General features: G+C 53.6%; 17 protein-coding genes and 1 pseudogene. 6 read left to right on the top strand and 12 right to left on the bottom strand.

Annotated features, from left to right (window positions below):
• The first annotated feature begins 305 nt into the window (after positions 1-305).
• The 3 genes from N909_RS0117035 to N909_RS0117025 all read left to right on the top strand — a co-directional run bounded on the left by N909_RS0117035 (position 306) and on the right by N909_RS0117025 (position 4,083).
• Positions 306-2,468, top strand: a complete 2,163-nt coding sequence (locus tag N909_RS0117035; protein ID WP_051689908.1) for a diguanylate cyclase — start codon at positions 306-308, stop codon at positions 2,466-2,468.
• A 76-nt stretch (positions 2,469-2,544) separates the two neighbouring features.
• Positions 2,545-2,901 (top strand): ArsR/SmtB family transcription factor, encoded by a 357-nt coding sequence (locus tag N909_RS0117030; RefSeq protein WP_029917341.1) that lies wholly within the window; start codon positions 2,545-2,547, stop codon positions 2,899-2,901.
• Between the two features lie 99 nt (positions 2,902-3,000).
• Positions 3,001-4,083 carry an SO_0444 family Cu/Zn efflux transporter gene (locus N909_RS0117025; RefSeq protein ID WP_029917340.1) on the top strand — a complete coding sequence of 361 codons (1,083 nt, stop codon included), beginning with the start codon at positions 3,001-3,003 and terminating at the stop codon, positions 4,081-4,083.
• 399 nt (positions 4,084-4,482) lie between these two features.
• On the opposite strand, the gene N909_RS0117020 is transcribed toward N909_RS0117025, so the two are convergent.
• From N909_RS0117020 to N909_RS0116980, 9 genes and pseudogenes are all read right to left on the bottom strand, one after another.
• A complete protein-coding gene (locus tag N909_RS0117020; RefSeq protein ID WP_281174868.1) occupies positions 4,483-5,553 on the bottom strand; it encodes a protein-glutamate methylesterase/protein-glutamine glutaminase in 1,071 nt (356 codons plus the stop codon).
• Positions 5,550-5,999: a chemotaxis protein CheD gene (locus N909_RS0117015; protein WP_036684093.1), complete on the bottom strand. Its 450-nt coding sequence runs from the start codon at positions 5,997-5,999 to the stop codon at positions 5,550-5,552. Before N909_RS0117015 ends, N909_RS0117020 begins: the two co-directional genes overlap by 4 nt.
• A complete protein-coding gene (locus N909_RS0117010; protein WP_036684090.1) occupies positions 5,996-6,838 on the bottom strand; it encodes a CheR family methyltransferase in 843 nt (280 codons plus the stop codon). The genes N909_RS0117015 and N909_RS0117010 overlap by 4 nt, the downstream gene beginning before the upstream one ends.
• 366 nt (positions 6,839-7,204) lie before the next feature.
• Positions 7,205-7,786 (bottom strand): annotated as a pseudogene (locus tag N909_RS26585) (methyl-accepting chemotaxis protein); the annotation flags it as partial.
• Between the two features lie 1,205 nt (positions 7,787-8,991).
• Positions 8,992-9,471 carry a chemotaxis protein CheW gene (locus N909_RS0117000; RefSeq protein ID WP_029917335.1) on the bottom strand — a complete coding sequence of 160 codons (480 nt, stop codon included), beginning with the start codon at positions 9,469-9,471 and terminating at the stop codon, positions 8,992-8,994.
• Positions 9,472-9,531: 60 nt separating this feature from the next.
• Entirely contained in the window at positions 9,532-11,652 is a 2,121-nt protein-coding gene (locus tag N909_RS0116995) for a chemotaxis protein CheA (protein ID WP_281174867.1), read from the bottom strand.
• A gap of 37 nt (positions 11,653-11,689) precedes the next feature.
• Entirely contained in the window at positions 11,690-12,034 is a 345-nt protein-coding gene (locus N909_RS24010) for an STAS domain-containing protein (protein ID WP_029917333.1), read from the bottom strand.
• A gap of 37 nt (positions 12,035-12,071) precedes the next feature.
• Complete coding sequence (locus tag N909_RS0116985) at positions 12,072-12,434, bottom strand: response regulator (RefSeq protein WP_029917332.1); 363 nt, start codon at positions 12,432-12,434, stop codon at positions 12,072-12,074.
• A gap of 28 nt (positions 12,435-12,462) precedes the next feature.
• Complete coding sequence (locus N909_RS0116980; RefSeq protein ID WP_029917331.1) at positions 12,463-14,400, bottom strand: coiled-coil domain-containing protein; 1,938 nt, start codon at positions 14,398-14,400, stop codon at positions 12,463-12,465.
• Between the two features lie 623 nt (positions 14,401-15,023).
• On the opposite strand from N909_RS0116980, the gene N909_RS24835 reads away from it, so the two are divergent.
• The 3 genes from N909_RS24835 to N909_RS25785 all read left to right on the top strand — a co-directional run bounded on the left by N909_RS24835 (position 15,024) and on the right by N909_RS25785 (position 20,265).
• A complete protein-coding gene (locus N909_RS24835) occupies positions 15,024-17,243 on the top strand; it encodes a methyl-accepting chemotaxis protein (RefSeq protein WP_051689907.1) in 2,220 nt (739 codons plus the stop codon).
• Between the two features lie 339 nt (positions 17,244-17,582).
• Positions 17,583-20,096: a hybrid sensor histidine kinase/response regulator gene (locus N909_RS0116965; RefSeq protein WP_029917329.1), complete on the top strand. Its 2,514-nt coding sequence runs from the start codon at positions 17,583-17,585 to the stop codon at positions 20,094-20,096.
• Positions 20,097-20,115: 19 nt separating this feature from the next.
• Positions 20,116-20,265, top strand: coding sequence for a hypothetical protein (locus N909_RS25785; RefSeq protein ID WP_155005994.1), 150 nt, complete (start codon positions 20,116-20,118; stop codon positions 20,263-20,265).
• On the opposite strand, the gene N909_RS26075 is transcribed toward N909_RS25785, so the two are convergent.
• From N909_RS26075 to N909_RS26065, 3 genes are read right to left on the bottom strand one after another with little or no spacing between them, the layout of a single operon-like run.
• Positions 20,262-20,615 (bottom strand): substrate-binding domain-containing protein, encoded by a 354-nt coding sequence (locus N909_RS26075; RefSeq protein ID WP_211253991.1) that lies wholly within the window; start codon positions 20,613-20,615, stop codon positions 20,262-20,264. The two genes, N909_RS25785 and N909_RS26075, sit on opposite strands and share 4 nt — an antisense overlap.
• Positions 20,616-20,618: 3 nt before the next feature.
• A complete protein-coding gene (locus N909_RS26070) occupies positions 20,619-21,050 on the bottom strand; it encodes a type 1 periplasmic-binding domain-containing protein (protein WP_245613648.1) in 432 nt (143 codons plus the stop codon).
• 11 nt (positions 21,051-21,061) lie between these two features.
• Positions 21,062-21,250 carry a LacI family DNA-binding transcriptional regulator gene (locus tag N909_RS26065; RefSeq protein WP_211253990.1) on the bottom strand — a complete coding sequence of 63 codons (189 nt, stop codon included), beginning with the start codon at positions 21,248-21,250 and terminating at the stop codon, positions 21,062-21,064.
• Between the last annotated feature and the right edge of the window lie 126 nt (positions 21,251-21,376).

The following is a 21,376-nucleotide window of genomic DNA, read 5'->3' as shown; positions in this document are numbered from 1 at the left end:
CGGTCCGGTATCAATGCTGACCGGCAGGATAAGTCTTCGCCAGACGCCTCGCTTACCTTCAGGATAGAGCTATCCGTTGGCTACGGACAAGTCGGCAACCGACATTTCCCGCCCGGCAGATGTTGGCTCTGATCATCATCCTTCTTAATGGACAGCCGCTCTGTTCTTGAGTTAGACTGCCAACCGTCAACATCTTGTTACAAATGTCCCGCCCGGGACATGCCAGACGCAGCAATAGACTCAGCAAGCTGTGTTGCTCAAGCATAATCCGGACCTTGCAAGAGGCCTTTTCCACAAGCAGGACCATGAAAAAACAATTTCTGAAAAAACTTGTCCTGTTAACGGCCGGTCTACTGCTGCTGGACATCTTTCTGCAGTATCAGCTCTTCCTACAGTACAAAAACAACCGGATTGTTGCCGTATCCTTGCACCTTGCCGAGGTCAGGGCACGATTGGAAACCCGCATGACCGGCAGCCTGCTGTTGTTGAAGGGGACGGCCAACTATATCGCCCTGACCCCCGGGCTGACCCAGGCCGGCTTTGATCGCTACGCCCACAGTCTTTTGCACCACAATCCTTTACTCAAAAACCTGGCATTTGCAGAGGATTTTAAAATCAAGTTCGTCTCTCCCCTGACCGCCAACCAACCCATTCTCGGTCTGGATTATCGTTTGCTGCCAGGGCAATGGGACCAGGTCCGCCGGGTGGCGGAAACCGGACAATTGCTTGCTACCGGTCCGCTTAAGCTGGTTCAGGGAGGAACCGGGCTCATCGGCAGAGCTCCAGTGACGGTCGAGCAGCAGGGTGCAGAAAGGGTCTTGGGAATCATCTCCGCGGTGATCGACATGGATAAACTGTTTGCCGAATCCGGCCTGAACGACTCCCATCTGGCCATCGCCTTGCGCGGGGTAGATGGTTTTGGCGCCGACGGTGCTGTTTTCCTGGGCAGCAGCGACCTCTTCTCTCCAGAACGAGAAGCGGTCCTGATGGATGTCACCTTCCCCGGAGGATCCTGGCAGCTAGCCGGATTACCGAAACATGGCTGGTTAACGTCGACGGCCCCGCCCTTTGCATTCACCGTTCATGGCTTGCTGTTGCTGCTAGGCGGAGCCCTGGCGGTCGGCATGTTTAGATCGACCCAGAATAACCACCAGATTGAAACGATCCAGAAAAGCCTGGCCGAGGCTCAAGCGATCGCCCACCTGGGCAGTTGGAAGATTGATCTCAAAGACAATTCCACTTGGTGGTCGGAGGAAAGTTATCGGATTTTCGGAGTATCGCCCAGCTCTTTTCAGCCTAATCTTAACAAAATCCACGAGCAGATCCATCCGGATGACATGCCCAAGTTTGAAGCCTTTTTGGAACAAGCCAGGACAACCGGCGAAAGCTATGAGCTGGATCATCGGATTATTCAACCGGACGGTTCGCGGCGTTATGTCCAGGCACGGGGTCAGGTAGAATTTGACGATACTGGCAAGCCGCTCCATATAACCGGAACCATCCTGGATATCACCGAACAAAAATTGGCCGAACTCGCCCTGCGCGCCAGCGAAGAAATGAACCGGGCCATGGCTGAAGCTTCGCTGGATGCGCTGATCACCATCGATTCTGAAGACCGGATTATATTCTGGAGTCCGGCTGCAGAAAAAATGTTCGGCTGGAGTAAGCAGGAGGCTCTGCAGCAAAAGCTGCACGATCTAATCGTACCCGAGCAATACCGGAAGGAAGCTCAGGAGGGCCTGTCCAAATTCATCAACTCCGGTCGCGGTCCGGTCATCAACCATGTCCGGGAAGTGACAGCCTTACGGAAAGACGGCAGCTGTTTTCCCGTCGATCTTTCGGTGGCCGCGTTTTCCTTGGACAATAGATATTATGCTCACGGCAGTCTGCGGGACGCGACCGAACGCAAGGCCACGGAGGAAAATCTGCAATGGCTGGCGACAACGGACGAACTCACCGGCCTGCTCAACCGACGCCGTTTCATGGAATTGGCAGAGCAGGAATTTCAGCGTGCCAGCCGCTATCGCAACCCAATGACTCTGATCATGTTCGATGCGGACAGATTCAAAACCATCAATGACACCTTCGGTCATGACGGCGGCGACGAGATTCTCAAGGCTTTGGCGCGAGAGGCGACCGCTGTCCTGCGGGAAGTCGATATCATCGGCCGGATAGGTGGTGAAGAATTTACCATCGTGCTGCCGCAGACAGGGCTCCAGGGGGGCCTGCAACTGGCCGAGCGCTTGCGCCAGAAAATTGCCGAAAGCTTGGTTAACTTGCCGGACGGCCGCAGCGCCAGGGTCACCATCAGCCTGGGAGTTGCCGAACTCAGCCCGGAGCTGGGTTCTTTAGACGAACTGATCAAAGCAGCGGATATCGCCCTGTATCAAGCAAAAGAGAACGGCCGCAACCGGGTCGTCACGATTCCTGTCCTCCGGGACGAAGCAAGCACAAGGCAGAGCAGTTAAAAAGCCACTACAAAAAGGTTGACATTCTTTGGAAACAGAATCACACTTAAACACATGTTCACACAAGGGAATGGTTATGGGACAAGTTGAAGACGTTTGCCAGGTCGAATGCATTCACTCTGACACCGTTGCCGGGGTTGCCGCCAGCATGGATCGGGATGAAGCTCTCTTTCAGTTGGCTGAGTTGTTCAAAGCCTTGGGGGATTCAACCCGGGTACGCATTCTGCACGCCCTGTCCTTTTCGGAGCTGTGTGTCTGTGACCTGGCCTGCCTGCTGAAAATGAGTTCTTCAGCCGTCAGTCACCAGCTCCGGGTGCTGCGTTCCCAAAAAATTGTCAAGTATCGTAAAGACGGTAAAAATGTCATTTACAGCCTGGATGACGACCATGTCTCCATCTTGTTGCAACACGGCCTGGAACACGTCAACGAATAATATTATGGACCACAGTGTTCAAGCGGGATCCATCCCCGCTTTTTTTACCGTTAAACAGATGAACATATCGTCACATGTTTAACATTAAAAGGAATCCTCATGAACCTGCTCAACCAGATCCTTCTGCAAAGTTGGAATATTCTCTGTCTCTCAGCGCCCTATATGCTCTTCGGATTTTTTATCGCAGGGCTGCTGAAGGCCTTTATTCCTGACGATTTTATCGCCCGCCACCTGGGCAAGGACAACCGCACCAACCTGTTCAAAGCGGCCCTGTTTGGTGTGCCGATCCCGCTGTGCAGCTGCGGGGTCCTGCCTGCTGCCGCCGGTATTCGCAGGCAAGGAGCCAGCAAGGGAGCCACCACAGCTTTCCTAATCTCGACACCGGAAACCGGGGTCGATTCCATCTCCGTCACCTGGGCGCTCCTTGACCCGCTGATGGCCGTCCTGCGCCCCCTGGCCGCTTTTCTGACCGCAATCTTTACCGGTCAGTTGGTGCGGGTTTTCGATCCTCAGCAGCCCGCCCCTGCTCCGCAACCAGTCGCTGCGGCCAAGCCGGCGAGTTCTTCAAGTTGCTGCTGCAGCGGTAGCTGCAGTTCTACGCCTCCCAAACCAAGCATCATTGAACGGCTCCGCAAAGGGATGGGGTTCGCCTTCGGCGACCTGTTCGGCGACATTTCAGCCTGGTTTTTCGTCGGAGTCGGTATCGCCGGACTCATCACCGTCTTCGTCTCACCCGCTCTGGTCGAACATTGGCTGGGCAACCAATTTGTCGCCATGCTGGTGATGCTCATCGTAGGAATGCCCCTGTATGTTTGCGCTACGGCGTCCACCCCCATCGCCGCAGCGCTGGTTCTGAAGGGCCTTCATCCTGGAGCGGCCCTGGTGTTTCTGCTGGCCGGGCCGGCCACCAATGCGGCGGCCATATCGGTCATTTCCACCATCCTTGGCCGCAAATCAACTCTGCTCTATGTGCTCGGCATCATGATCTCGTCCCTGGTGCTCGGTTTTGCCGTCGATGAAATCTATGCCCTCAGCGGGCTGACGATAAACTGGCAGACTGGCGGAGCAGAAGACGGTCCAAGTCTGCTCGGAATGCTCAGTGCTCTGGTGCTGTTCGGGCTGGTCCTGTTTCGGAAAAGCAAGGACAGCTGCTGCTCGGATAGCACTTGCGAATGCGGTTGAGAGGGGATTGGTCCGGGGCGGGAAGGATCTATCAGATGCAGAGGGATACAGCCCGAATGGCGCTGATTTAAGGGGTGATGGCAGCAAAACCGAGGCTGTCCCCGCATGGGGGCTGTCCCAGGTCTTTGCGATGCTAACCGCGACAGTTTCATGGTTCGCAAACTCTTGGGACAGCCCCCGATGACCCTGGGGACAGCCCCGAGTTTACTACAAAGTTGCTAAACTAGACTCATCCGGAAACTCTGGATGGCAATAATTAAGTTTTCAGATTGGAAACGAGCAGTTTTCCGTTGTAGCAAGGAAATCAAGGGCTTGCGCGGAGGCGTACACCGCTAAGCCGCACAAGTAAGCCTGCAGATTGACGCTGCGACAGGGGAAAATTCCGTTTCCGGAGAGAAACTAATCTAATTTCAGGACTTCCATGGCGAGGTAGGGCAAAGGGACGATTTTGGTCACTGCCCCGCGTGCGACAGCTTCTTTCGGCATCCCGTACACCACCGATGTCGCTTCATCCTGGGCCAGGGTGAAAGCCCCGGATTCTTTCATCTCAAGCAACCCCTGCGCCCCGTCATCACCCATGCCGGTCATAATGATTCCAATGCAATTTTTGCCTCCGTACCGGGCCGCACTGCGAAATAAAACATCAACAGAAGGACGATGGCGTGCAACCAGAGGGCCGTCTTTGATTTCAACATAGTAACGGGTCCCGCTTCTTTTCAACAACAGGTGCCGATTTCCTGGTGCGATAAGAGCCCTCCCGCGCACGACGGTATCGTTATGTTCGGCCTCTTTGACAACCAGACGGCACAAGCCGTTCAACCGTTCGGCGAAGGTCGAGGTAAAATGCTCCGGCATATGTTGGACGATCACGATTCCGGGAGAATCGGCGGGAAAGGCTTCGAGAAAAATCCGAAGCGCTTCGGTCCCGCCGGTGGACGCACCAACAACAACGACTTTTTCTGTTGTTTCGATCAACCGTTGCTGCACACTGCTTTGTTTGGCCAGGACCACATCTGCTGTCAGCTTGGGGGCGACCTTCAAAGTGGATTTGCTCAGCGGTTGCAGACGGGCTTGAGAGGCCGCCTTGACCGCATCACAGATCCGCATACGGGATTCTTCCAAAAATTGCCGGGTCCCGAGTTTAGGTTTGGTGATAATATCAACGGCACCGTACTCCAGGGCCCGCAGGGCGATGTCCGAGCCGTTTTCTGCCAGACTGGAGCACATGACCACCGGGATCGGATGCTGGCTCATAATCTTTTGCAAAAAAGTCAGCCCATCCATGCGCGGCATCTCGACATCGAGAGTGATGACATCAGGAATTACTGTCTTCAAGCGGTTGGCTGCGGCAAAAGGATCGTTCGCAGTGCCGACGACTTCAATATCAGGATCGCCAGCCAGAATCTCAGCCATGGCCTGGCGGACACTGGCCGAATCATCGACAATCAGAACCTTAATTTTCTCTTTCAACGCGTTGTCCTCTTCACCCATTTACGATAAACTTCGCCGGTTTCTGAGAAAAAAACCAATCGCCGCCCTCTGTTGCCGCCGACATCCAGCACTGACGGGTTCAGGCCAAGCTGTTTCAGTGCCTCTAAGGCGGCTTGCTGGTTTCTCATTCCGACCCCATCCGTAACGCCAAACATCTCTGCGCCGCCGAAAACTTTAACCGTTAATTCCGCTGGGCGAACCTTCAACCCCTCGAAATAATGGAACATGTAGGCGATCGCCTGATTGACGTACTTGCCATCGAAACGACAACTGCCTTGCGGTAAAGTGGCATGGCAAATAGCGCCGATCCGCAGGCGGCAACAGAAAAAAACCACCGCCAGACAGGACCCTAGCACTGTGGATACAGCGATGGGGACTTCCGCGATCACGATCTCCTCAGGATTGAGGTTGATTCGGCTGCTCACTGAAAAGAGTCCACGCTGATCTTTCGATAGACCGTTGGGGCAACCGGCACCAACGGCAGATCGTAACCATGCAATGACTCGGAATGGCCCAAGAACAGATATCCGCCGGGCTTCAGGCAGCGACAGAATTTAACCATAAGCTTTTGCTGGGTCGCTTTATCGAAGTAAATAATGACATTCCTGCAAAAAATAATATCGAGCAGGACTCCCAGGCCATAGTCTTCAGCCATGAGATTCAGTTGGGCAAAACAAACAATCTTTCGTAGTTCAGGCACGATCCGTACCAGACCCTTGCTTTTGTCACGACTCTTCAGCAGGTATTTTTTCTTATACTCAGCCGGCACCGGCTGGATATCTTCAATCGGATAAATCGCTTTTTTGGCCGTATCAAGAACGCGGGTGGAGATATCCGTAGCTAGAATTCGAAACTGTCGACCAGAGCCTTCGCCCAAGGCCTGAGCCAAAACCATTGCCAGGGTATAGGGTTCTTCACCGGTAGAGCAGCCGGCACTCCAGATTTGCAGTGGCGCTGCCGAGCCTTTCGGCAGCGCCGGCAGCACACTTTGCAGCAGATAATCGAAATGGGCTGGTTCCCTGAAAAAATCGGTTTTGTTGGTGGTGACCACATTGACGAAATGAGGCATTTCCTCTTTCCGCCCCTGTGGGCTGAAGAGATAGTCGCAATAGTCCTTAAAATGATTCAGGTGAAGATCGCGCAAACGCTTTTTCAAACGTCCGCTCAGCATTGTCCTTTTACTGTCCGGCAGTTTAATTCCCAGCTCGTTGTAAATAAAATGGCTGAGCAGTTCAAAATGATTTCGACTCAGAACCTCGGACATAACCATCCCCCCTACGACTGCCGCTGCAGATTAAAACCGTTCAAATTCGTCATCCAGCCGATCATCGCCGCCCATGTCTAGATTTAATCCCTGAGTTGCGGCCGTCACCTTTTTCAACTTGGCCGGCTGTTCAACAATTTTGACCGAGGGTTTTCCAATCTGCGGCACATGGGACCGTGATTTCAAAACGGAACTTTCCGATTTGATCTGGAAAAAGGCGATGGTTTCCTGGAGTTGTTCAGCCTGACTGGACAATTCCTCGGCGGTTGAAGCCATTTCTTCAGAAGCGGAGGCGTTCTGCTGGATAACCTGATCCAGCTGAATAATTGCCCGGTTGACCTGCTCGGCACCGGTATCCTGTTCCTTGCTGGCGGCAGTGATTTCCTGAACCAGTTCAGCAGTCCGCTGAATATCCGGCACCATCCGTTCCAACATGGCACCGGCTTGCTCGGCAACTTCGACACTGCTTGCCGACAATTCGCTGATTTCAGCGGCGGCATTCTGGCTGCGCTCTGCCAGCTTCCGAACTTCTGCAGCAACAACGGCAAACCCTTTGCCATGCTCGCCGGCCCGGGCCGCTTCGATTGCCGCATTCAAAGCCAGCAAGTTGGTTTGCCGGGCAATCTCTTCAATAATGGATATTTTTCCTGCAATATCGCGCATTGCCGAAACGGTTTTGGCCACGGATTCACCTCCGGTCCGGGCATCATCGGCACTTTTGACGGCAATTCGTTCGGTCTGCATGGCATTGTCCGCATTCTGGCGAATATTAGCAGCCATCTCCTCCATGGAACTGGATGCCTCTTCCGCAGCTGCCGCCTGTTCCGTAGCCCCCTGACTCATCTCTTCCGAACTGGCCGATAACTGCTGACTGCCTGCAGCAACGTTGTGCGCAGCCATCGTCACATCGGTGACCACCGCCTGCAGTTTCTCGACCATTTTTTTCAATATGGCATAAACGCTATTTTCGTTTTTCACTGGCAAGTCCATCGCCACGGTGAGGTCTCCGTTGCTGATCTTTCGACTGACTTCGGCAATCACCAGCGGATCGCAACCGATCTGCTTAAGAACGCCGAGGGTAATCAGGAAAGCGATAAAAATGCCGCCGGCAATCGATGCACCCGTACATATGGCCATAAACAGCTGAGACCTGTTGACCTGGGCTTGCATATGCTCATGCTGGGTCTTGCTGGCTTGAGCTGAAAGCGTCCCGACCCCGACAGCGGCAGCCAACATTTCATCATTCTTTTTGTTCTGATCGAGGAAAGCCTGATGATAGGTGTTGCCAATCTGCAGATATTCGTCGACCAGGGACGCTATTTTCGCCCCCGCCGTCACCATCTGCGGGTAATCGGCCACGCTCTTTTGCCAGTTGACAAGCCCGGAACGAACTTTATCCACTTGACTTTGAAACTTGTTCCAGGCGTCTTCGTCGGCCCGCCAGCCAAAATAAACGGCACTCACCCGCAGCAACAAAAATTCCTGCCGGACATTCTCTTTCAACAACTCTTTGATGTCCGACAGCTTCGCATATTCCTTAAGATCGTTATTGGCCATAGCCTGTTGCAGCTTGGGTGAGATTTCCTGCCGGGTCACGGTGGCCAGGATATCAGTGAATGACCAGCCAAGCTCTCCCCAACGTTTAAACAGAGCTGCTTTTTCGTCATCCAGGGCAACATACTCGCTCATGCCCTTCCCATAACGATTCAACCCATCTTGAATTTTTTCCAGTGCCTGCCGCATCCCCTGATCTTCATAACGGCCAAGCAGTCCCTGGATATGGCTCGTGAGCTCTGTGGCCTCGGTCACCGCCTTTTCATAATTCTGCTTATCTGCCGTGATGATGTAGGATTTGTTATCTTCACGAATATTGAGAAACTGTTTAACAATGGCATCGATCTCGGACATTTGCTCTTGCTGTTGCACAACATTGTCCAGCCCGAACCATCCGGTCAGTGCGATGACACCAGTCAACACCAGAACAACGAAAAAACCACCACCGATTTTTTTACCCAGCTTCATTTTTGCGAACATATGCATTCCCCTATGCAAAGCGTACGTTTAATTTACCCTGCTCTGTTTAAATATTCGTGCTCTGCCTGCATTTATCACGTTGGAATTCCGGTCACAGGCAAAGGCGTCTACCTGGTCGATCAAGCCGCCCTGACTCCGGCAATCTCATCAAGAGAAAAAACTTTGTCGATATCAAGAATGACCACAAAATCGTCCTCCAGTTTCCCCATCCCCTGGATAAAAGCGGTATCAAGCCGAGTCCCAATTTTCGGCGCCGGCTCAACCTGCTCGGCATCGATTTCCACAACCTCATGGACAGCGTCGGCCAGAATTCCCAGTACGGTAACTTCACCATCAATTTCGATCTCGACAATGATGATACAGGTGTTCACCGTTCTCGCTGTTTGCTGCAGGCCAAATTTCAATTTCAGATCGACCACCGGGACGACACTGCCACGCAGATTAAGCACGCCACACATATAATCCGGGGTTTGAGGAACCTTGGTCAGGCTGGTAAAATCCAGCACCTCGCGCACTTTTGCGATAGTCAGGCCGAATTCCTCATCTCCAAGCTTGAAGGTGAGATACTGATTGGCATCAATAAGGTTGGCTTTTTCCATGGCGGTACTCCTTGTTGGTTCGCGTACAAAACTATGGACCGGTCACAACGGGCTCGGCCGTTAATGTCCCATTGCGGCGCTTTTGGCCTCAGTGCCAAACTGCCCCTGGCCTTGCTCGAGTTGCCGAAACAGATGGTTGACATCGAGAATCAAAGCGACGCGGCCGTCTCCCAGAATGGTCGCGCCGGAAAACGCTTTCAAATCCTTATACATGCGCCCGAGGGTCTTGATGACACTCTGATGCTGACCGATAACCTGATCGACCACGAAACCGACCCGGTTTCCCTGCAGCCGGGTAATAATGATTTGTTGAAAGCGCGCTGGCCGGCCGCTGATGGCAAACTGTTCTCGCAAAGGAATATAAGGGACGAGCTTCCCCCGCACATTGATCAGGTGACGACCCTGGTTTTCGATCTTTTCTTCGGCCAGCTCGACACACTCTTCAACGATGGACAACGGGATGGCGTAAACCTCGTCACCAATTCGCACCAGCAGACTTTCGACAATTGCCAGAGTCAGAGGAAGCCGGATGTTAATCGTCGTTCCCTGCTGTGGCTGGCTCGCAATGGTGATGGCCCCGCGTAACCCATCAATGGCTTGTTTGACCACATCCATCCCCACCCCGCGTCCAGAGACATCGGTAATTTTCCGGGCGGTGGAAAAACCGGCAGCAAAGATCAGCTCAAAGATCTGTTGGTCGCTCAACTCGGCATCCGCTGCAACCAGGCCCCGCTCGATCCCCTTGGCCAAGAGGGTCTCTCGATCCAACCCCCTACCGTCGTCTTTAATGGTAATTTCGACATAATCGCCGACGTGTCCGGCCGTCATGACAACGGTCCCGACCTTCGGCTTACCGGCGGCAGTCCTTTCTTCAGGCGACTCAATGCCATGATCGAGGCTGTTCCTGATCAGGTGCACCAACGGGTCATTCAGTTTTTCAATGACTGTTTTATCAATCTCGGTCTCCGCCCCTTCGGTTTTCAATTCCACGTTCTTGCCCAAACCAGCGGCCAGGTCGCGCACCAAGCGTTTGAACTTACTGAAAGTTGCGCCAATCGGTAACATTCGCATGGTCAAGGAGTTGTCGCGCAGTTCGTCGGTCAAACGCTCCACTTCTTCGGCAATTTCCGTGAGCTCAGAATTCCCCAGAAGCGCAGCAGCCCGAGCCAATCGGGCTTTAACCGTCACCAGTTCACCAACCATATTGACCAGGTCATCAAGGCGTTCGGCAGGCACCCGGACACTGCTTTCAGCCTCCCTGGATTGCCTTCGGTTACGGGCGGTCCGAACCAGTTGCTGTTCCTGCAAAGCAGCTTCGATCTTGTCCGCCGGGACCTTGCTGGTATCAATGAGTTTTTGGCCAAAGGGTTTTGCTTCTGCCAGCAGGGCGTTCAGATCGTCCTGGGACAGGTCACCACGATCGACCAGGATCTCACCCAAACGCTTATAGTCAGGGTCCTCATCCAGCAGCAAGCTATCGTCAATCTCATCAATCTTCAGGTCGATATCCTCTTCAACAAAGATAAAGACGTCTTTGATCGCATTGACGCCCCGCTCCGTTGTCAAAATGAGATCCCAGTGCACATGACAGCTCTCCGGAGCGAGTTCATCCAGCAATGGAATCCGATCTCCCTGAGCGATCACCCGACAGGAACCCAGGTCGTTGAGTTCACGCAGTAAACTGTCCGGACGCGTCCCGCTGAGGATAATATTTTCCGGAAGGGTCAGACGAATGCGATAGGTCACCCCTTCGGCCTCCTCCGGTTCCGGCGGCGCAGCAACGGCTTCCTGTCGGGCTGCAGGCTTGCCGGGGATGAGGTTTTGGAAAGATGCGATCAGCGCCTCTCCGTTCCCTGCAGAGCCAGACCTCCCTTCGCCATCGGTCAGCAGGCTGCAAATATGATCGCGAGCGGTGAGCGAAAGATTGATCAACTCTTTGGAAACCTGGAGCTTCCCGTTGCGAACCAGGTCATAAACGGTTTCGACTTCATGGGTAAAACGAGAAATTTCATCAAATCCGAACATGGCCCCGGAGCCTTTAATGGTATGCATAGCCCGGAAGACCTTGGCCACCAGGTCCATGTCGTCCGGGGTCTCCTCAAGTTCGAGCAGGGAACTTTCCAGTTCTCCAAGGAGTTCTTCAGCTTCCTCTTTAAACGCTTGGCTGTACTGGTCCATCATGATGAAATATCCTTACCCAATAAGCCGGTTCTGCTTATCAAATCCACAAGCAATACCGATCGCCGCCGCTACCAGAACGACAGCCGTGTTGACGAATAAACCCAGCCACTTTGACGGTGTCACGCAAGGAAGACGGAAGAGAATCAAGAAGAGCGAATTTTTTTTCCTGGGCAACTGCGGTGCGATGAGCGGAGCAAAGCAGCTGGATGAAAAATATGTCGATTGATTCAAGCCGGTCGCAATTCACCAGGACCTGATCATGGTTGAGGAGTGCCGCCAACAGTGCCTCTTTTACCTGGTCGAGATTTTCCACCGTTGCTTCTCCCTCCAGGCTCACGACCAAAGCACCGTCGGAAGCGACTTCCTCATTGAGTGCAAGCATAGTACCCTCCGTTTTGCATCACCTGCTGAGCCGACCCCTAGCCAAGAACCTTTTTCACCACGGCGAGCAATTGCTCGGGATTAAAAGGTTTGACAATCCATCCGGTTGCGCCGGCAGCACGGCCTTCCTGCTTTCTGGAATCCTGGCTTTCCGTCGTCAGCATGATTACCGGTAAAAATTTAAACCCCGGCGTACTGCGGATTTCTTTTATCAGGGCGATTCCGTCCATATTCGGCATATTCAAATCTGACAAAACCAGCTTGACCTGCGAATTCAACAACGCCATGGCTTCCTTACCATCGCCGGCTTCAAGGACCTGATATCCAGCTTGCTGAAGGGTAAAAGACACCATTTGGCGGATACTTTTTGAATCATCTACGGTTAAAATCGTTGCTGCCATGATTGTTTTTTCTCCTTATTTCCTAAGTTCAAAAAAGTTCGACGTTGGCCCCGAACTCTTCGCTATCATTATTATTTTCATCCAATTCCGAGATCTTTTCGTCGTTGTCGCAAAACAGTTCTACGGCAACGGAACCGGTGAGCCCAGGCTCTGTTGCGGTTTCACTGTCGTTCTCCTGCCCCCCTGAATCGAGTGCGCTCGAATCATCAAGCCCCCACAAATCAATCTCGACAGGGCTTTCAGTTGGCTGCGGCGGCAGCGTACTGAAAGGAGCCACGGCCTGACTCAGCCGTGCATGATGAATCACTCCGTGGTGCACGCTGCGCTCCTGCTCCATCGTATAACGCTCTTCCAACTGGCGCCCAAACTGTTGCCGCAGGCGCGCCACCAGCTCTTCATCTCCGGGGTGCAGAGCTTCGGCATGGGCGGCAATCAAATTGCCATGTTCCGCAAACATTTCTTTCAAACGCTGAATAAAAGTCAGCGCCTGCAACTCGCGTTGCAGTTTTTCCGTCAACTGCCTGCATTCGCTCCGGACCGAAAACATGCGCCCGTTAAAATCATGAACAGCCTGTTCCAATAAACATTGCTGTGGTTGTCCAGTCGCTGGACCAGCGGCCGCAGTTCCACCCTCCCGGGTGGTCTGCGTCAACGTGCCCAATTGCCCGAGAATGTCGTAAAAGGCATTGCTCGCGGCGTGGGCATCCTTTGCCGCGCCAACCATCCCTTCAGCCAAAACTTGCAGAGCGAGCCCGTTTCGACCGAACTTGGCGGCCTTGATGATGGCATTCAAGGCATTAATTTTGACGTGGGTCGCCAACGCAATGGTGTTTTCGATAGCACCTTGAATTGTTTCTGCTATACCGCCGACGCGCTGTGCGCTCTGTGCGATCGATTCTCCCAGCAGATGACTATCCTCATTCAACTGAGCCATAACCGCTAACCCGTGCTGCAAGGCGCTTAACGGGTCATTCCGGGTTGCTTCAGCCAATTGCTGTTCGGTCATCCGTTCCAGCCCATGCTCCAATTCGGCGATTTCCGCAATGATTGTTTCCAGAGCTTGTGTTTGGGTTGTATACAGTTGGCCGAGATCGTCGATCAGTTGATCCAGTTGTGCTTTTTGCAACTCGATTAACAGGTACTCTTTTCCCCGCCGTTCTTCTGCGGATTCGCCTGAATCGGGCTGCCGTTCCAGTAACGCCTTTGCGATATGTTCAACCCGCTGTCTGAGGTTGTCATGAAACTGTACGCCGATAATCACATTGTTAACCTGGGCAGTAATATTTGCTGCTGCTTGCTCCGCTTGATTTGCCATGAGCAGAGCTTGGTCAATGATTTCACGGGCCTTCGCAAACGCGGTCAGAGTGGTTTCTTCAGAACGCTGCCCCAGTTCGTTAAGAGACTCGATATTATTCTGCACTTTGGCCAAGGTCTGTTTCTGTTCCACCCCAGCGCTCGTGGCATTATCAACTAAGGTCGCTGTCGACTGACGAATCTGTGCTGCCAGAGCCATGGTGTCTTTTGATACCACCCTGAACATCGCTTCCATGCGCTGACTTCTCGCGCACTCGATACCGGCATTGACACCAATGACATGCAGAAACAAGCCGACTCGGTCAAGGGAATCACCCTGCCCTGCAATACGCTCGACCAGGCTCATCATCTTGGCAAAATTATCGCGTTGAGCAACCGCGCTCTCCTGAGCAGAACGGGTACTTCGGCGGCAGTCGGCAACAAAAGTGGACACTCGTTGCAATGCGCCACTATTTTCCTGGTTCTCAAATAGGGTCAGGGATTCGGCAATCTGTTGCCGCTGACGGGCGGACTGGAGTTGGACCTGTTGCAGATGTCCACCCAGCGCCAGGAAATCATCTTCGGCGCGATGGACGAGTTCGGTTAAAGAGTGAATTATGGAAGAAAGAGGATCAGCCGATCCGCCATTTCCTTCTGAATGAATATTCAGCATGCCAGGTTATTCCCCCCTAAAGCGATCCATTTGGCGTGAAATAAAAACAGCTTCAAAACCGCAAGCTAAAATTTTTAATATCAGCTTGCAAACCTGCTGATCTCAGGCGCAAACTCCATTAAAAAATCTCCATGTTTTCATTTTCATATAGCAGGGTCATGCTGTCCTATAATTATTTCATAATAATTATAGTTAGTTGCCGAAATTCCAGAAGCAGGGAAAGAAGAAAATTCCATTGGCGAGCACTCACCAAAAACTACACATTAGTAATATCAAATGCAAGAAAAAAATACATATCTCTCCTTCCCGAAAAAACCACATAGTGCCTGACGAGCTTCTGCACATCCGGGTAAGCGCCTGCGTTCAGCCCAGATCTGATGGTGATTCAGCCATGATTGAGCAAATAATTATCAAGCCAAGAATCGAGGGAGATCAAACTGGGGGGAAAGGGAAAAGCATCCAAAAATTAACAAAAACTAACTTTAACGTTGAATATTAATGATTTTTATATTATAGATAATTAAAATACCCAACCAGCCTCCTATTTAATATAGCAATGCCGATTCAATTAGAGTGCTCAAGATCAGGGCTATCAACGTTAATTAAAATGAGAGGGAAAGCTTATGAAATGGCAGGACTTAAATATCGGCCTTAAGCTCACCATCGGTTTCGGTATTATGCTGATCCTTATTCTGGCAGGAGGCATCGTTGGCTATTCGGGGTTAAAGAGCGTCGGCCATTCCATGACGGTCATCAGCGACGAAGAGGCCCCGGTGGTTGATGCATCAATGGAGATGAAAATCTCTCTGATGGAGGCAATGGCGTCAATGGATGAATTCCATGCCGCCACTGCGGTTATGGCCACCATGGATGAAAGCAAGCTGGCTACCCTCGAAAAGGCCTACCTGCAAGCCGCCCGGACCTTTGATCAGGGTGTCGAGGCGATCCTCAACGGCGGCCATATGGGTGATGTCGCGGTTATAAAAACCGATAACCCATTGCTTGCGGAGCAGGTCCGCAAAGCCGCTGAAATCCATGATGCAAAATATGAGACAACGGCCAAGGAACTGATGGAAGACGGTCGTCGCCTGCTGGCCATCAAAACAAGCGAAACAGAGGCCATGGGCAACGTCGAAGACATGGTCAAGCTGATCGGCTCAGCGGCGGAAGAGGTCGAATCCAAGATCACGGAAAAAGTCAATCGCCGCATCAAGGAGGAAAATCTCGACCTTGCCGGACAAGCGATCCTGCGGGAAGAGATTCCCGTTGCCGATATGGCCATGGAAATGAAATACGTCATTGCCAAAACCAGGATTCTGCTCGAAGAATACGCCCAGACCAATAATCTCGCGGAACTGGATCAATTGGAACAATTCTACCAAACGTTGCTGACAGAATTCGATACCATGGCAACGGCCGTCACCACCGGTGGCACAATCGACGGGGTGAAAGTCATTGCCACCGACAGCCCCGAAGTTAAAGCCATGGTTGTCGAGTTGCAGAACAATCATCGCAAACTTGAAGCGGCCGCAACCAACCTGATGCAGGCCCGCCGCCAGTTGATCACGCAAACCGCCGAGACCGCAGCCACTATGAGCCGCCTTGACCTGGCAGGAGAAGAAGCCGCCGGAATTCTCAGCAAAATTGAAGAGCTTGCCGGTGGCGAGATGACCCTGGCCAAAATCACCGGCCGACAGTCAAGTAGCAGCGCCATCTTCTGGCAGATTATTGTCGTAGCCGGTTCCATGGTCATTGGTGCTCTACTCGGTTTCGTCATCACCCGGAGTCTGAGCCGACCGATCAGACAGGGCGTTGCCCTGGCCGACGACATCGCCCTGGGCGATTTTTCGCAACGCCTCAACCTTGCCCGTAAGGATGAAATCGGTCGGCTGGGGAACGCCCTCGACCGCATGGCCGCCAACCTGGAAGAGAAAGCCCGCTTGGCTGAAGTCATTGCCGAAGGCGACCTGACTCAGGATGTGAAGGTTGCTTCGGCCAGGGACCAGCTTGGCAACGCCTTGAAACTGATGGTTAACGGACTGCGCGAAATGGTCAGCGGCATCCAGGTGGCCGGCGAACAGATCGCCTCCGGGTCGAGCCAGGTCGCCGATGCCAGTCAGTCCCTCTCGCAGGGAGCGACAGAGTCAGCTGCTTCCCTGGAAGAGGTCACGGCATCGATGAATGAAATGACCAGTCAGGTCCGCAACAGTGCGGAAAACGCGGGTTCGGCCAATCAGCTGTCGAGTGCTGCACAGCAGGCTGCCGAAAAAGGCAATCAGCAGATGGTGGAGATGCTCGCGGCCATGGAAGAGATCGAACGGTCCGGCCAGGACATCAGCAAAATCATCAAGGTGATCGAAGAAATTGCCTTCCAGACCAATTTGCTGGCCCTGAACGCGGCTGTCGAGGCAGCCCGTGCCGGTCAGCATGGCAAGGGGTTTGCCGTAGTCGCCGAAGAAGTGCGCAATCTGGCGGCACGTAGCGCCAAAGCGGCCGAGGAAACAACCGCACTCATCAAGGGCTCCGTGTCGCTGACCGGCCAGGGCACCCTGATCGCCAGACAAACCGCGGAGGCGCTGAAAGAGATCATGAATGGAACGACCGAGGTCTCCGTTCTGCTCGAGGAGATCGCGGCCGCCGCCAATGAACAGGCCCAGGGGATCAATGAAGTAACCACCGGACTGACCCAGATCGATCAGGTCACCCAGCAGAATACGGCCAGTGCCGAAGAAAGCGCCGCTGCCGCCGAACAGCTATCCGGGCAGGCGGCCCAGCTGCGGGAGATGTTGCAACGCTTCTCCCTTCGGAACACCGGCCCAACCCTCGATTATCAGCCCGGCTAATCGTACCGTTTTAAAATTGCCCAATTGCAGACGCCCGCAGCTCAGCATTTCGTTGCGGGCGTTTGTAGTCCCCGCCCAGGACTGGGCAAGCCGGCAAGCACGCCATTTGTAGCGAACAAAGAACCTTCTCGCGAGCCGCCTTGAAAGCGGCCCTCTCTCTCAACCATTAGTTTATTTTAAATTTTTATTGATTTCTCATCCTAATTGCAACAATATACTGTAAAAATTAGAAGAATCAAAAAAGCGACTGCTGCCTGGGATGTCTTTCAGGAAGCCCCAAATGCCAAAGACTTATTCACTCCTCCAGATTATTACCAATATCGGTAGGAAGGATGGGACATGACTTCTCGACGACTGAGACTGCTCTGGATTGCGGGATTTTTCCTGTGGAGTCTGTTGATCGTCCTTTTGGGCTGGCAGGATCGTCAATCGGAGCTGTTGACGGTCAACAACCTGGCCAAAGCCGAAGCCAAAGGCAGTTACAACAAGGACCTCGTTTACCGACGTTGGGTCGCCAAACAGGGTGGCGTTTATGTCAAAACATCCGACTACACCCCAGCCAACCCCTATCTTTCCCATCTTCCCGACCGAGATCTGGCCCTGGCCGACGGGACGGTTCTGACCCTGGTCAACCCTGCCTATATGACCCGCCAAGTCTATGATTTAGCCGAGGTGCAGTTCGGCGCCAAAGGCCATATCACCAGCCTCAAACCACTGCGCCCGGGGAACGCTCCGGATCCGTGGGAGGAGCAGGCCCTGCACCGCTTTCATCAGGGGGAACACGAAGTCAGCACGGTCACGACCATCCGCAACCAGCAATACCTGCGCCTGATGTATCCGATGATCACCGAGGACAGCTGTCTGAAATGCCATGCTCGACAGGGTTATCAGCCTGGAGATATTCGCGGCGGGATCAGTGTCAGCATTCCCATGCAGCCCTACCAGCAGGCTTATGCCAAGATGAGCGGAACCCATCTGACCGGCCGCATCATTATCTGGCTGGCGGGATCCTTACTGCTGTTATTCTCCTACCTGTTTCTGAAAAAGCGCTTTGACCTCGAACTGATGGCCCGCCAGCGGGCCGAAACATCCGAGCATAAATACCGCATGCTGTTCGACCAGGCCACTATCGGTTTCGCCCTGGTCGATGCCGCCAGCAAAGAGATCCTTGAATGCAACCAGGCGCTGGCCGAGATGACCGGATGGACCCCGGAGGAGCTCAGAGGCCGGCCGCAAAGTATACTTCATCATGCCCGACCGGATTCATCACCGCAGGCCAACAGCCGACTCAAGGAACAGAGCGATCGCTCCGCGACCCTGCGTGAGGATACTTTTGTCACCCGTCACGGAAAGACCTTCCCGGTCTGGCTGAAAGCCCACAGATTTGCCCTGGAAGGACGCGAGATCATCTTTGGGGCCATTCAGGATATCTCGCAGCAGAAGCAAAACGAAGACATTCTGCGCGAAAAAGAGGCTAAATACCGCGCCCTCCTCAACAATCAGAACGATGCGGTCTTCCTGCACCGCTACCGGAACGAAGGATTCAACCATTTTGTCGAAGTCAACGACATGGCCCTGAAACGCTACGGCTATACCAGGGAAGAACTGCTCAAGCTTTCCCCGCAGGATATTTCAGCGGCCGAAGAGGCCCGCAAATACGGAGCCGCGCAAATCAGACGCCACCTGCTTGAACACAAGCAGATGATCTTTGAAACGATTCACGTCAAAAAATCGGGTGAGTCCTTCCCGGTTGAAATCAATACCTCGGTGGTCGATTTGAATGGCGAAAAATTCCTGCTGGCGACGGCCCGCGATATTTCAGAACGTAAGCAGGCCGAACAGACCAACCGACAGTTGGAAAGTCAGCTGCAGCAGAAATATAAGATGGAAGCCATCGGCCTGCTGGCCGGAGGCATGGCCCATAACTTCAACAACAATCTGGCCATTATTCTCGGCAACCTGCAACTGGCCACAGCCAAGCTCGGCAATCATCCCAACGTGCTGCAATACCTGGAAAACGCCCGCACCGGAGTTCATCGCGCCCGGGAACTGGTCCGCCAGATTGCCACCTACAGCCGCCAGGATCCCCAACAAAAAAGACCCGTACAACCGGCGGCGATCATCCAGGAAACACTCAGTCTGCTGCAATCAACCATGCCGTCTACCGTTAATTTCAACTTCTCCCTGACCGAGCAGAATCCCCCCCTGACGATTCTCGCCGATCCGACCCGGATTCAGGAAGCCCTGATCAATCTCTGCACCAATGCGGTCCATGCCATGAATGAACACGGCGACCTGCAACTGTCCCTGCGCAGCGCGGAACTGAAGCTCCAGGACCTGCCGCTCAAGTCAAACCTGACTCCGGGCAGATATGCCTGCGTGGCGGTCTCTGATAATGGCTGCGGAATGACGGCCGAGACCATTGAACGGATATTCGACCCGTTTTTTACGACCAAGGGGGTCGATGAAGGGACCGGCATGGGGTTGTCCACGGTCAAAGGGATTGTTGAACAGCACGACGGGTTGATCCGGGTCGAGAGTGAGCCCGGAAAGGGCTCGACTTTTTCGCTCTTCTTTCCCGCCACCAATGATTCCTGCGAAACCCAACCGGACCAAGAAGCCATGCCGGTGATGCGCGGCCAGGAAGCCATCCTCATCGTTGAAGATGATCAGATGCTGGCCGAACTCAATCGCACAATTTTTGAGGATAAAGGCTATGCAGTCACGGTGGAGATCGACAGTCTCCAGGCCCTGGAAAGGATCAGACAGAACCCCCGGCAGTTTGACCTGATCTTGAGCGATCAGAGTATGCCGGGACTAACCGGGCTCGAATTGACCCGGGGAAGCCCATAAAATAAACCCGCAGCTGCCGGTGGTCATCTGCAGCGGCTACAGCTCCGGAATTCCTCCGGAAGCCGCCCGCGAACTCAATATTGCCGCGTTCTGTGCCAAACCGCTGGAAGTTTCGGAGCTGCTGAATGTAATCAGACAGGTTCTGGATTCCAGGGATCAGGCGGGCTAACAGCCGCAGGAGTGGCGAACCAAGAGCCGGCTTGACAATACCACCTGGCGGGTCGGCCGGGTCGGGTCAAGAATGCGTTTGAACAACATCTCTCCGGCCGTCTGGCCGATGGCGTAGGTCGGTTGTTCAATCACCGTGATGGCCGGGCGGGTCATGGCCGTCCATGGCGACTCGTCAAAAGTCGCAAAGGCCAGTTGCTCGGGAACGGCGATTTCTTTATCGCGAATGGCCCGAAACGCTCCCCCGGCCAACAAACCGCTACTGGTGAGAATGGCATCGGGCGGATCACTGCGTTCAAGAAGCCGGCTGACCGCGGCATGCCCGTCCGCTTCCCCTGGCCGGCAGATCAATGATCAACTCCTCCTCCGGGACGATCCCGGCATCCGCAAAAGCCAGATTGAAGCCGCGCCGGCGATCCCGGCGGTGACACTGTGGACACCGAACAAACCGGCGATCCGGCGATACCCATGCTGGAGCATATGACTGGTCAATTGCTGGGCGGCGGTCACATTATCAATCACGACGCTGTCCACGGCCGCGCCGGTTATTTTCCGGTCGATGATCACCATGGGGCAGACATCAGCCAGCTGCTGGGGAAAATGATCCGCTAACTGGCCAGTGGGGGCAAGAATGATTCCAGCCGCGTTTTCATTCTGCATCAGTTCGAGATAATTGCGCTCTTTCTCCGGATTTTCATCCGTATTGCACAAAATGACGCTGAAATTGTTGTCCTGAGCGACATCCTCGACCGCCCGGCAGAGGGACGCGAAAAACGGGTTCTGAATATCAGCGACGATCAGCCCGATCGAACTGGATTTTTTCGAACGCAGGCTGCGGCCGCCCGGTTCGGGGAATAATTCATTTCCTTAATGACGTCCAGCACCTTTTCCTGGACCTCCGGGCGCACATGTTGTTTGCCACTCAAAACCCTGGAAACCGTTGCCGTCGAAACACCGGCTGCTGCCGCGATATCTTTGATTCTCATCTCACTCTCCCATAAGCTTTCCCCTATGTAACCGAAGGAACTGATAATTTCAACCCATCATCGCAGCAGCTCCCGGTGGCGGAAGGCGTTGTCACCCCAATTCTCTCATGCTGCTAAGGTTCGGTG

The sequence above is a fragment of the Pelobacter seleniigenes DSM 18267 genome (genome assembly GCF_000711225.1).
Lineage (GTDB): Bacteria > Desulfobacterota > Desulfuromonadia > Desulfuromonadales > Geopsychrobacteraceae > Seleniibacterium > Seleniibacterium seleniigenes.
The sequence above is the reverse complement of the archived record's forward strand: the minus strand, read 5'-3'. Positions and strand labels throughout refer to the sequence as shown.